Below are 13442 nucleotides of genomic sequence, written 5' to 3' on the forward strand. Positions count from 1 at the left end.
CTGGTCTTGCAGTACTGCCGGGTCTTATTATTCCATGGGGCTCCGGCAGACTGCAGGCAGATGGGAGAACTATTGAACGCTAAAACAGGTTAAAACAGAGAAATCAATGGTCTTCCACTGCGTGAAAACTGCGCGCCGAAGCCCCTCCTTTTTTGCTCAACAGGGAGGTGCATAAACATGACAAATGCAAAAAAGAAACAGGAACAGGACAGAAAAAGCTGGGTAAAGAAAAAGCAGGAAGGGCAGAAATTGCAGATGCTTCCGGAGGAGAAGACGCAGAAACTTCCGGAGGAGAAGATGCAGAAACTTTCGGAGGAGAAGACGCAGAAACTTCCGGGGGAGAAAATGCAGAAGTTTCCTGCGGAGAAGCCGTTGGAAACCACAGATAATAAAATTAACCGGAATATTAAGGATTCCGTTTTCTGTAATCTGTTCGGGATGCCTGAGTATCTGATGCAGCTCTATCAAGTGCTGCATCCTGATGATACGGAAACAACAGAGGACGATTTGACGATCGTGACCCTGAGCAGGACAGTAGCCAGGAACATTTACAATGATCTGGGCTTCCTTGTTCGGAACAGGCTGCTCGTACTTGTGGAAGCCCAGAGCACCTGGTCAGAGAATATACTTGTCCGTTTCCTGATGTATCTGGGAGAGACGTACCGCAGATATATCAAAACAAAGGGGCTCAGGATTTATAGTGAAAAAAAAGTGTATATTCCAAAACCAGAACTGTATTTGGTTTTCACAGGAAAACGGGAGGATAATCCGGATACCATTTCTTTAAAGGAGAACTTTTTCGGAGGAGAGGACTGCTGTGTGGATATTACTGCAAAAGTGATCTGCGAGAGCGAACAGGGCGACATCCTGAACCAGTACATCACTTTCAGCAGGGTTTTTGATGAACAGCAGAAGCTCTATCCGGGGGATAGAGAGAAGATCGTTCAAGAAACAATCAGAATCTGTAAGAATAAAAATGTGCTGAACGATTATCTTGCAAGAGAGGAGGCGGCTGCGATTATGTTTACTATTGCGGATCAGGCAGAGGCCATGAAGGAGGCTCTGGAAATGGAAAGAGCCGAGGGAAAAGCCGAGGGACTAGCCGAAGGTGAGGGCAGGATGGCTGCCTTGATGAAGAAACTCCTTTCTCTTGGGCGCATGGAGGATCTCCAGAAGGCCGCGACTGATCAGAAGTATCGGGAGGTCCTGTACACAGAGTTCAAGATAAGTTGATGTAACGGGGTGTAACGCGGGACGGAAACAAAAGGACCGTCCCAATGACATTAAGCTAAGCACTCCCTGTGTCCAAAATAATAGTTTCTAAGTTCTATCAGAGGTGAAATACCCTCTGATTTTTTTGCTTTTTTTCACAAAAAAGCTTGACAAAGTAACAAAAATATGTAGCGCGCCTCGTTATATACATCATTTTTTGGAGGTGCCGCTATGCAGTCTAGTCCCACTGCCCCTGTCCATATCAGGGAGTCACTAATCTCTTCGATCCAGATGAACGGGGGACGGATACAAAAGGACCGTCCCCATGTTACAGATGAACGGGAGACGGATACAAAAGGACCGTCCCCATGTTACAGATGAACGGGGGATGGTCCCCATGTTATCCTCAAAGCATATAACAAAGCTTCGCATTGTTGAATCACCGCGCGCAAGCGTTAAATGTCCACGCCCTCCGAGGGGGCGTGGACATGTTAGGGGAATATCACTGTTCATGCCGTACACGGCAGCTTTTTTTGTAGAAGGAGATACCATATTTATGAATCACAGTTATGTCTTCTTTTCGCAGAACAGCGGCGTAATCATTATCTTCAATCTGATGCATGGCTTCTGCGCAGGCTGTGTCATAATTACCGTTTTCCGCATATTTTACTTCAATCGCGCACCCGATTTTACGGAAGGGATCGATGACTTTGATGTCCAGATATCCGATGCCGGATTCCGCGTTGGACTGTATGATCAGCCGCCCATCTGCCTTTAGAAGGCCAAGGAGTATACCGTGATAGAAGTTTTCTTTTCTTTCTTTACGAGCAGCGGTGTCACGGATACTGATGGATTCTTCCAGAAAACCATTGAGGCATTTTTCCACTTTTTCTGCGTCTCCGGCAAAAAGTGCATCGCAGAAAGCGCTCCATTCTTTTGTCTGTTTTCGGACTTTTCGCTTAAACCACGAGAGAATTTGAGCTTCGAAGATTTCCCGTATTTCTCTGTTAGGAATGACGAGGCGGTGCATTCTTCCGTTGGCAGAAAAATTCATTTCCTCTGTATTGTTACGGGAATCAGGTTTGTCTGCGCCGTAATCTGTTGTGTCGGTTCTTCTTTGGTCGGTCAAATATCCAGTTGCGTACAGAACGCTCCAGAGCCATGTCTGGCGGAGCTCTTCGTCCTCAGTGTCCAGATCAGCATAGGTTGGTTCAGGAGCGATCGCTTTCGTGATCGCTTCCCCGGATATCAGCATTTCGATATCAGCCTGCGTCGATTTAGACGGATTATTCATGAGGTCGCGGACGATATAATTACTGCTGCTGTTTATCCAATGCGGCTCCATGGGGGCTTTCGGGCTGACAAGGAATTTCTTTACCTGTTTGATGACATCCCACGGACAGTAGATTTCATGACCTCCGAAACAGTATCCGTCATACCATTCTTTCAGGATGGAAAATTGTTCCGGCATCTGATAATACGCGAGAATACCTCGAACTTCTTCATCCGTAAAGCCGAAGGAATCAGCAAATAATGTATCGGAAATGGAGTTGACCTCAAAATTGTTGATTCCTGTAAAGATGCTTTCCCTTGCGACCCGAAGGCATCCTGTGATTATGGCAAATTCCAGGAAAGGATTGGTTTTCAGCGCTTTGCTGAACATGAGACGAATATGCTCCACCATATCGGTGTAGTAGTGTTTCTGCCATGATTTGTCCAGCGGCACATCGTACTCATCAATCAGGAGGACAACGTTAGTGCCGTGATGCTTTGCCAGCATTTCACTCAGGAGGCGGAGGGCGGAACGCTGTGTACTCTCTTTTAATTCAAGCGAATAAAGCGGTTGCAGATATGACTTGTCGATCGCACTCAGCTTTTCGCTTTCTAAAAGATAAGCATGCCTGCGGGCTTCTTCTGTCAGGATTGAAGACATGCTGTCCAGAGCCTTTTCAAAGGTGGAGCCGTCTACATCTTTGAAACTGACAGATATGACAGGATATTTTCCCAGGTGGGCATCACAGACAGCTGTGTCGCGCATGATCGAGAGACCCTCAAAGAGGCCTGGATCCGCTCCTGTTTCCAGAAAAGACTTGAACATATCCATGTTCAGGCTTTTCCCAAAGCGGCGGGGACGCGTGAAGAGGTTGACACTCCCCCGGTTTCTCATAAAGTCCGCGATCATCTGGGTTTTGTCCACATAATAAAAGCCTTTTCTGCGAATGGAAGTAAAAAATTCCTCCCCGATCGGGAGCTTCAACAGATCGGACATGGAAAATGCTCCTTTCTCAGACGCATCCTGTACACTTTGCGGCTCATTGCCCGTGTCAGGTATTTGTTTTTAATAGTCTTGACGCCTTTATCATAGCATAAGTGGACTGGAAAAACACCATGGCGTGCTTCAGGACTTCGGAAAGGGATGAACGGGGGACGGTCCTTTTGTATCTGTCCCCCTGTTTTTACCTTGTTGATTTTGTGAATTGTTGGGAATGCATTGCGAAGCAATGATTCCGCCCCTCGAGGGGGCGTGTACAGGAGTAACAGGTGACAAAGAACCGCCCCTTGTCTCCTTTTGATCTATTGATTTTCTCTGTAATTATTTTTATGATAGAAAAGCAGACTTTTGACTGGAAAGTATTCAGGCGAAGCCGCCGGCTTTTCCCTGCCCTTTTACAGAGCAGAGATTTGAAAAAATAATAAAACAACAGTGGAGATTGTACTCATGAAATTTGAGAAGGCTGTATGTCCCTATTGCGGAGCGGCTCTGAAGGTGGAGCCGGATCAGAGAAGTACTAAGTGTGAATATTGTAATTCTGTTGTTCTGATCAGTGGTCACCGTCAGGAGGATGCTTCTGGATTCAGCAATCAATCCGATAACAATGCCGGGAAGGAAAATACAAAGCCGGGGAACATCGGTAACAATGGGAGGGAGCTTCCCGGGGAGGCCGAATACTCAGATCTATACGGAGCACAGAGAAAAAACACTGTCCGGGGACAAAACAGAACTGAAAGGAATATGGAAACAGCAAAGCGCTGGAGAGGAGCTGCCTCTCTTTTTCCGCCTCCCGGATTCAGGACAAAAGACGTTCCGCACATGATCCTGGCCGTGATTGGCTATCTGTTTATTCTGGGTGTAGCAGGCAGCCTGGGCGGCTTTAAAGATGCCCTTTTCTTGGACCATCGGGTGCCTGTCGGTCGTTGATCTCTGCACGGACTGGACAGGTTTCTACTCCCGCCTTCCTGGAATCGGGGATGATTCAAGGCTCGTCAGAGTTCTGACAAAGACATTCTGGGGATTTGTGATTTTTCTGGCCTGGATAATCATTATGGTACTTCTGGATACGTTTATATAACGTTTGTTTCTGTATGCTTTTGCACTTTTTCCTTTTCTTATTCCTTAATCAATCCTTCCTTAACCCGTGAAACTCAGTATTTTTCCGGGTTTCAATATTCTTTAACAACTTGAGCTTCATGGATTAAGGCAACAGCTTGTAAGAAAAAGACAGGCGGTTTGTCAGAAAAAGGCGGTTTGTCAGAAAAAGGCGGTTTGTCAGAAAAAGGCAGTTTGTCGGGAAAAGGCAGTTTGTCAGAAAAAGGCAATTTATTCGGAAAAAGGCAATTTTGTCGGAAGCAGGCAGTCTGTCAGAAAAACAGGCAGTCTGTCAATTCTTTTGGTCAGATCGGGATTTCCATACTATTATGATAATAAGTTAGGAACTGTTACGAAATTAACTATGCAGATTGCGCGGAATGATTTTCCGAGATCAAGGAAAAAACATAGCCGTACCGGGGTACGGCGAGGCTTTTTGACGCAGATATCGGGAAATCAGGCAAGCAAGATGTATAGATTAATTCGTGACAGGTCCTTAGCAATTGGACACTAACGCGCAACTGATCCGGGACATATGCCCGTATCCGGGCAGGATGTTATGGGAGTGAGTTAAGAGAGGTACCGCGATGAAAAGAGCTGTAAAGAGACTGAAGGTGATCCTTTCAATTGTCCTGATGGGGATTCTGATGTTGAACATGTGCTGCCTTGCCTTCTGCATGGAAAGGAATGGCTCCTGTATGGAAAGAAATGCCTTCTGTATGGAAAGGAATGGCTCCTACATGGAAAGAAATACCTTCTGCATGGAAAGGAATGCTTTCTGCATGGAGAGAAATCCTGCTGTTGCCGGAAATGCTGTACAGCAGATTTTCGGAAATAAGACCGGGGTTACCATCCCGAAAGGCCTGACGCCGGAAGTGGCAGCAGAGTATCTGAAGATTGTAAAGGATCTCTGCAAAAAGTATGGGCCGGAGCGGCTGTGCTGGAGAGATGACGAGCTTGTACCTCACAGAGTAGGATTCTGCGGCGGCATGTTTCTCAATCTCGATGGAGATGGTGTGCCGGATATGGTCCTTGCCAGCAGAGAGGAAGACCGGAATACCGAGTACAGAAGCACAGCCAATGAACAGATATGGACATGGCGTAATGGAGCTCCTCACATGGCTTTTGAAAGCGATACTCCTTTCGAAAGAGCCTATGATTCCGGCTATGGATGTATTTTGAAGGGAAAGGACCGTGACTATATAAAAAGCGGATCGGTATCGGACAGCGATGATGTCCATTATACTAAGATCGGGGAAGACGGCGATATAGACACGATTGAGGACGGAGATTTTCCGGATGAGAGCAAGTTTACTACTGTAAGGTTTATGGAAGGAGATACAATCCTTCTGGCCAACAGTGATCATTTCCTCTATACGCTGGCCTGCGCCGCGGCAGAGGCGGATGGTTCAGACCCACAGATGATTCTGGCAGAGATGGGCTACGCGATCGACCCTTCCTCGATGCGGGGAGAGACAGAAGAGTACGATCCGGCAGAAGTTGCTGTGGGAAAAAACGGTGAAGTGGACTGGTACGGACTTCTCAGGTCTCTTTATGACTACGATCCGCAGGCATTTGCGGATACTTCTACAGTGACATCCGTGGTGCATTCTGTCGATGACATGGGATGGCATTCCCGGAACGGTATTCTGGGAGCAGATATCCTGGATATGGACGGAGACGGAAAAGACGACCTTGTTTTGTACAGATTAGTGTCTTCGCAGTTTCCGCTTCCCCACGAAGATGTGTATTTGAGTGTATACTCCAGAAGGGACGGGAAAATCAACGGATTCCTGGAAGGATGTGCCTATAATAGTGATATGGCTCCGCTTACCGGTGTGTCATATGATTCAATCAGAATCGGTGTAGTGACATTAATAGGCGGACCTTATATATGGACGGAATATGCCCATGTCTCTCATTACGCAAACGGCAGTACATTCACTGCAGGTTTTCAGGGGATTGATGAAAACTACGGGGGAGTGTTTCTCCGTCCTTACTGGGAGATTGGCAAAACAGACGGACGGGAAAGCAGCCCGGCATATTCTCTGCGGTCTTACGGCGAACTCTCTGATGAACCGGATAGTGATGTAATACTCTGGACAGAGAGGGGTGAAGGCCCCTGCGCGGATGAAGCGGAAGCTGTGGGAGAGGGATATAAAAGGATCGGTATGCCGCTTCCTCTGGCCGGTGACAGTGATCCCACGACAGAAACCGACTCTATGGGAGACCAGTTCAGAGACCAATTCCCGACCTATTGGAATACAGAATTTTTGAAAAAATCCCTCAGAATCACGGAATCCGGTACAGGACCCAATGATAACAGAGAGATGACGGCCACGATTGATGATTATACAAAGCTGGAAGAAAACATCCAGAAGAAAGACGGTGTATATTCCCAAATCAATACATTTCTTGAGAATATTGCATCCGGAGATCCTTCCAAAGTGACCGCTCCCGGCAGCACAGGAGAGAGCACTGCTCCTGCCCCCGGATCAGAGGGAACGACCGATTATGGCCCTGCATCCGGGTCAAGGGGATCCACCGGTTATGCCCCTGCACCCGGATCAGAGGGAACGACCGGTGTTGTTTCTGCAGATGCAGAAGTCGGAGATACCGTGAAATTTGGCTCTTTTGTGTCGGGGGCTGACCAGGAAGAATCCTCTCTTGAGTGGATGGTTTTAGAAAAGCAGGACGACAGGGCTCTTCTGATCAGCAAGTACGGGGTGGACTGCCTCCCCTATAATGATCAATGGGTTAAGACAACCTGGGCGGATTGTTCCCTGCGTTCCTGGCTCAACGATTCTTTCCTTGAGGAAGCCTTTTCTTCCGATGAAAGAAAGAGCATTATTACTAAGTCAGTTGTCAACCGCGACAATGGCGGAAACTCCGGCGGGGAGATTACGGAAGACCAGGTGTTCATCCTCGATATAAAGGAACTGGAAAATTATTTTTCTTCTGACGAAGACAGGAAGATCATGCCAACTGAGTACGCGCAAAACAAGGGAGCCTTCGTAGACACGCAGAATCAAGCCTGCTGGTACTGGGTCAGAAATCCCGGAGATGATGCCAAATACGCAGCATATGTAAACTGCAAGGGCGATATCCTCCACCGCGGAAATCTGGTATTCGGGAACACCTTTGCCGTGCGCCCTGCTATCTGGGTGTATACGGAGTGAATGATCGATCATGTCATTGGTGTGTCATAGGGTGTCATAGGGGTGTGTCATAGGGACGGTCCTTTTGTATCTGTCCCCCTGTTTTTACCCTGTTGATTTTGTGAATTGTTGGGAACGGCCTGACATTACCCCGGAGGCAGAAATACCTGCCGGGGTAATTTCTCACAAATCACAAAATCTGATAAAGAAAAACATGGGGACGGAAACAAAAGGACCGTCCCCATGTTTTTTTACACTCATTTTTGCAGCAGGGGAGTCAGCCCGCCCTTTGCCAGCACAGTCAGGCGTCTGGTGGCGCGGGACATCGCAGTATAGAGGCGGTGTCGGGTAAGTGCGGTATCAGGATAGATATCCGCGTCGGCATCCGGCAGGATCACGCCGTCAAATTCCAGGCCTTTTGCGTGGGCCAGTGTAATGAGAAAGACGCCTTTTTCCGGCAGGCTGTCACCGGAACGGATGACGGGGATCCGGCAGTCCTGCGAAAGCATTGCGGCGGTCTTTTCCAGGCTTCGGGCGCCTGCGCAGAGGACAGCGGTGAGCCCCTCTTCTTTTTCCGCCTGTTGTATTGCCCGAAGGAGATTACCCGCGTGCTCTTCCTGAGTCTTCCCGATGCGGAAAACCGGCTCGGTGCCGGAGGGCTGCACAGAGGAGACGAGGATCTGTTTTTCTTTTGGAAGAAGGCCTGCGAAAAGGGCTGTGATCTCGGGGGAAGAGCGGTAACTGGTGGTCAGTTGAAGCTCCGACACGCGGCCGGGTTTTCCCGCACCCCCTGCGGGGCCGGGGCCTGGAACCGGCGCGTCCTCAAAGAGGTCGTGGATCTCTGCAAAGGTCGCGGTTCCCTCCCGGATCGCCTGGAATTCGTCTCCGAGGAGCATAAATCTTGCCCTGGGGAAATATTTTTTCAGCACCATGAGCTGGGCTGCGGTGTAGTCCTGCACTTCGTCCACCATGACATATTTGGTGTGCAGATCCTTCTGCCCGGTGAGAAGCATTTTGAGATAAAGCCATTCGACAGCGCTCAGTCTCTTTTTGCCCAGGAGCCGCTTGCCGATCTTTCCGATATCGAGCCACTGGCAGGTGTTGATCGCGTGGAAGGCGCCGCCGTACTGACTCTGGATGCGGTTTTCCTCCGCAGGACTGCCGTCGTTCAGGAAATCCCCACTGCCGGCTTTACCCGCGACGTTACCCGTGACGGAAAATGAGTCGGAGCCGTCCTCCTTATCTGCCAGTAAATTCCCGGCGGGATCGTTTTTCGCATCATCGCGCTCTTTGCGGCGGATCTCTGCTTTTGCCTGTTCCTTCAGTTCATCGAGGACGATCTGGACCAGGCGCTCGCCGGTGGGGATATTTTCATGCGAAGCAAGGAGGGCTGCGATCCTTTCGGGAGAAAGAATCTGTATGTTTTTCTGATGAATTGGCCGGAGATCTCCCGGCTCCAGACGCAGGGCGGGGAGAGTTTCCTCGATCTGCCGGAGGGTCTGCGGGAGAGTCTTTCCTGTTCCTCCTTCTCCGCCCTGTCCGGACAGAAATCCCTTCGAGACGCCCGCCATGGACAAAAATTCTGTCCAGGTCAGGGAGACCGGGTTCATCTCGCCCATATCGGGCAGGACCTGGTCGATATAGCTGCGGAAAATGGGGTTGAGGGTCATCAGGACAACTTCATCTGGACGGAGGGTATCCCGCTGACGGTAAAAAAGCCAGGCGATGCGCTGCAGGAGGACACTTGTCTTGCCGCTTCCTGCGATGCCGTTGACAAGCAGGACAGGGACATTTTCATGGCGCACGACCGCGTTCTGCTCCTTCTGGATGGTTGCCGTAATCGCCTGCATCTTGTCACTGCGCTGCCGAGTGAGAGACCGGATGAGGAGCGGATCCTCTATAGCGATCTGTGTGTCAAAAAAGCTCTGGAGCCGGTCGCCGGAAAGGACAAACTGCCTCCGGAGCAGGAGTTCGACATCGATCCGGTGCCCGTCCACAGTATAAAAAGTCTGCCCGTTATCCTGGTTGTAGTAGGTCTCCGCGACGGGGGAGCGCCAGTCGATCACCAGCGGTTCCACCACATTTTCAGAGATCCCGGCACTGCCGATATAGTACTCCTCAGGCTCTTCATCGGGCTCATAGCGAAGCTGCACTTTGGCAAAATAAGGTGCCTTGAGCAGGTGCTTTACGCGGGTGAGCTCCTCCTGGGCCGCGTCCCGGGTGATGTTATAACGGTCTATGGTGTGGTTCATGACCTCGAACTCGATATAGGTCTCCATGGACTCGGTGTCGCCGTCAAAGTTCAAAGCCAGATTTTCGCGAATCTCCCGCTTTTCCGCCGCAGCCTGCGCCGCGATGGAGTCGATCTTCTCCTCCAGCTCCCTTTCCATTTTTTTCAGCTTTTCAACGGTCAGAGAGAGATGCGCCTGCTCCTCTTTAAAGGTTTCGGACCTTTCCTGCAGCAGATCGTCCGTCAGATCATCCGTCAGAACGTTCATCTGATTGTCCGCCAGATCATCTGCCAGATTGTCCGTCTCCTGCGAAGGCCTGTCCGGACCTGTCGAAACGGTGCCGCTGATACCTGCGGGAAAATCATCTCTGGAAAAATCATCGGAGGCTCCGTTCCCGTAGATACCTTTTCTGGAGACATCATCACCGGAGACTCCGTTCCCGGAACCGCCATCTCTGGAGATACTTTTCCCGGAGGCGGCATTTCCGTAAACTCCATCATGGGAGACTCCGTTCCCGGAGCCGCCTTCACCGGAAACACCATCTGCAGAAATACTGATCTCCGGAGTAGATGTATCGGAAAGGCGCTCTCTGGCCTGGGCGGAAAGCATATTCATCGATGAGTAATCGGATCTGTGTTTCAAGGAAATCCCCCTTCTTTTACAATTTTTCTAATTGACAACATTCTGCGGATGGCCCTCAATATAGCTTTTGACGTTATCTACAGTGATGTCCATGATGCGCTGGCGCGCGGCCTGCGCCGCCCAGGATATGTGGGGCGTGATGATCGTGTTCTTTGCAGTCTTGAGCGGGTTGTCAGGCCTGATCGGCTCAGTGGAAACGACATCGAGGCCTGCTGCAAACACTTTTCCGCTGTTCAGGGCGTCGGCCAGGTCCTGCTCGACGACCAGCTGGCCGCGGCTGTTGTTGATCAGGATGACGCCGTCTTTCATTTTGGCGATGTTGTCCTTATTGATGATTCCTTCGGTGGAAGGGAAGAGCGGGCAGTGCAGGAAAATGACGTCGGACCGGGCAAAAAGCTCGTCCAGCGTCACATATTCGGCGACCTGACGGCCTGTTTCCGATTCGACCGCGTCATAGGCCAGAACCTTCATGTTCATGGCATTCAGGATCTTCGCCGTTGCCTGACCGATGCGGCCAAGACCGATGATGCCGGCGGTCTTACCATAGAGCTCAATCAGGGGATAGTCCCAATAGCACCAGTCATCATTGTTCTCCCAGGCGCCGGCCTTGACGGTTTGGTCGTGGTGACCGTAGTGCGAGCAGATCTCCAGAAGCAGGCCGACCGCATACTGGCCGACAATCTGGGTTCCGTACGTGGGAACATTCTGCACGATGATCCCCTTTTCCTTCGCGTATTCATAATTTACGACATTATACCCGGTCGCGAGAACCGCAATAGCTTTCAGGTTGGGGCATGCGTCGATGGTTTCTCTGGAAATCGGAGTCTTGTTGATGACCGCGACCTCTGCGCCCCCGATGCGCTCTGCGATCAGAGGGGATTCCTGATAAGCGGTTCTGTCGTAGACCGTCAGATCCCCGAGTTTTTCCAGCTCTCCCCAGCTCAGATCACCGGGATTCTCTGTATATCCATCCAAAACAACAATTTTCATACATATCTCCCTCTTAATCACATCTTCTCTCTATGTATTATTATAATTGCCTTCTATGTATTGCTTATAACTGCTGCATTGCTTACAGGATATTTCTGCTATGTGGTATTTCCGTTACAGGGCATTTCCCTTGCATGATATATCCGTGGTATTTCTGTGTTTTCGGCCCACTCACTTTTGAACCTGATCTTCCAATATTCTCCATACCCTGTGCAGGAGTTACATGCATGTTCTATTGTACTCCATTTTCTGGCTGCTTTCGAGGGGGTCATGCCTGTTTTTCTTTTTCACATTTTCTACGGTTTTCTCACTTTATTTTTCCATCACCTATGTTTCTAAAAGCGAAGCGACCGAGGCATCGAAAAAGGGAAAGGTCACCCCATCGGGCTGGAGATCAAAGCGACAAGAGCAGATGGCAGAAAAAAGGTCACCCATGTTTCCCCAAAGCGAAGCATAAAATAGATATGTACAGAATCAATCTATAGTGAAATGATCTGTGAAATGATCTGTGAAATGATCTGTGAAATGATCTGTGAAATGATCTGTGAATTGATCTGTGAACTAATCTGCGAACTGATCTGTAAACTGAACTGTGACTGATCCGCATCGAACTGATATGGAATCAGCGGTCTTTGTTGTGTATAATGGTAAAACAATCCAAGATACCTGACAGAGGCAGCATACATTCTGCATCGGGATGACACGCAGAACAAAGCCGCAGAACAGAACAACAGTATTTTTCTGCTTTCTGCAGCCTTCAATTTGCTTTGCGATAATCCGGAGAACATATATGATAAAAAACAAAAAAAAAATGACCGGCAACCTTCTGCTGACGCTGACGGCGCTCATCTGGGGAATGGCGTTCGTCTTTCAGCGCAAGGGAATGGAATCTATTGAACCGATCACCTTTACCTCCGCCAGAATGGCTCTGGCGGCTGTTGCGGTAAGTATTGCGGCGTTAATATTTACTAAAAAAACTGCTGCGGAAACTGCCCCGTTTTCTGAATCGGAAGGAACACTTTCCGAACCGGAAATAACGTTTTCTGGGGCAGAAAGAACTTTTTCTGAACCGGAAGGAACACTTTCCGAACCGGAAATAACATTCGCTGAAAGGGAAAGAGAAACCCGCCGGAAAAACACAGTTCTCGGCGGTATTTGCTGCGGGTCATTTCTGGCCTGCGCCAGCATTTTCCAGCAGATGGGCATTGTCTATACGACGGCGGGAAAAGCCGGTTTCATCACGGCAATGTATATGATCATAGTCCCGGTGATAGGTTTTGTCCTTTTTAAAAAGAGAAACACCTGGCTTGTCTGGCTGGCGGTCCTGATCGGTGTGGCCGGGATGTACCTCCTGTGCATGACAGAAGGATTTACCCTGACACGCGGGGACACACTGGTCTGTATCTGCGCGGTGCTTTTCAGCGGCCATATCCTGTGCTGCGACTATTTTGTTCAGAGGGGAGAGGCAATCTGGATTTCCGCCATTCAGTTTGTCACATGTTCCGCGCTTTCTGCTGTCACCGCCTGCATCCTGGAGAATCCGACCTGGGAAAAGGTCTTCTCGGCTGCCATCCCGATTCTCTACTGCGGGATACTCTCGGGAGGTGTCGGATATACACTGCAGATCATAGCGCAGAAGTTTACGGATCCGACAATTGCGTCACTTTTGATGAGCCTGGAGTCTGTGTTTGCGGTGCTGGCCGGAGCGATCCTCCTGGGCGAACGCATGACGCTGCGCGAAATGGCAGGCTGCGTGGTCATGTTTGTTGCTATTATTCTGGTCCAGATTCCTCTTCCTGATCCCTTCAGCAGAGAATCAGTCTGATGAGCAGAATACTGGAT

General features: G+C 49.5%; 7 protein-coding genes. 4 read left to right on the top strand and 3 right to left on the bottom strand.

Translation table 11 applies throughout. From position 1 onward, the window contains the following. Positions 1–177: 177 nt before the first annotated feature. Positions 178–1233 carry a hypothetical protein gene (locus BLT02_RS09830; protein WP_092994508.1) on the top strand — a complete coding sequence of 352 codons (1056 nt, stop codon included), beginning with the start codon at positions 178–180 and terminating at the stop codon, positions 1231–1233. Positions 1234–1714: 481 nt separating this feature from the next. On the opposite strand, the gene BLT02_RS09835 is transcribed toward BLT02_RS09830, so the two are convergent. Beyond that, positions 1715–3481 (bottom strand): AAA family ATPase, encoded by a 1767-nt coding sequence (locus BLT02_RS09835; RefSeq protein WP_092994511.1) that lies wholly within the window; start codon positions 3479–3481, stop codon positions 1715–1717. Between the two features lie 450 nt (positions 3482–3931). Between BLT02_RS09835 and BLT02_RS09840 the strand changes: the two genes are divergently transcribed. Both BLT02_RS09840 and BLT02_RS09845 read left to right on the top strand, forming a co-directional pair. Beyond that, positions 3932–4411: a TFIIB-type zinc ribbon-containing protein gene (locus BLT02_RS09840; protein ID WP_092994514.1), complete on the top strand. Its 480-nt coding sequence runs from the start codon at positions 3932–3934 to the stop codon at positions 4409–4411. Between the two features lie 755 nt (positions 4412–5166). Beyond that, on the top strand, positions 5167–7758 hold the full coding sequence (locus BLT02_RS09845; RefSeq protein ID WP_092994517.1) for a DUF6273 domain-containing protein: 2592 nt from the start codon (positions 5167–5169) through the stop codon (positions 7756–7758). A gap of 236 nt (positions 7759–7994) precedes the next feature. Here BLT02_RS09845 and BLT02_RS09850 read toward each other — a convergent pair whose 3' ends face one another. Both BLT02_RS09850 and BLT02_RS09855 read right to left on the bottom strand, forming a co-directional pair. Then, a complete protein-coding gene (locus tag BLT02_RS09850) occupies positions 7995–10610 on the bottom strand; it encodes a UvrD-helicase domain-containing protein (RefSeq protein WP_139187525.1) in 2616 nt (871 codons plus the stop codon). A gap of 27 nt (positions 10611–10637) precedes the next feature. Then, positions 10638–11600: a D-2-hydroxyacid dehydrogenase gene (locus tag BLT02_RS09855; protein WP_092994523.1), complete on the bottom strand. Its 963-nt coding sequence runs from the start codon at positions 11598–11600 to the stop codon at positions 10638–10640. Between the two features lie 790 nt (positions 11601–12390). On the opposite strand from BLT02_RS09855, the gene BLT02_RS09860 reads away from it, so the two are divergent. Then, entirely contained in the window at positions 12391–13425 is a 1035-nt protein-coding gene (locus tag BLT02_RS09860; protein ID WP_139187527.1) for a DMT family transporter, read from the top strand. Positions 13426–13442: the final 17 nt, after the last annotated feature.

Source organism: Sarcina sp. DSM 11001 (genome assembly GCF_900101015.1).
GTDB lineage: Bacteria > Bacillota > Clostridia > Lachnospirales > Lachnospiraceae > CAG-791.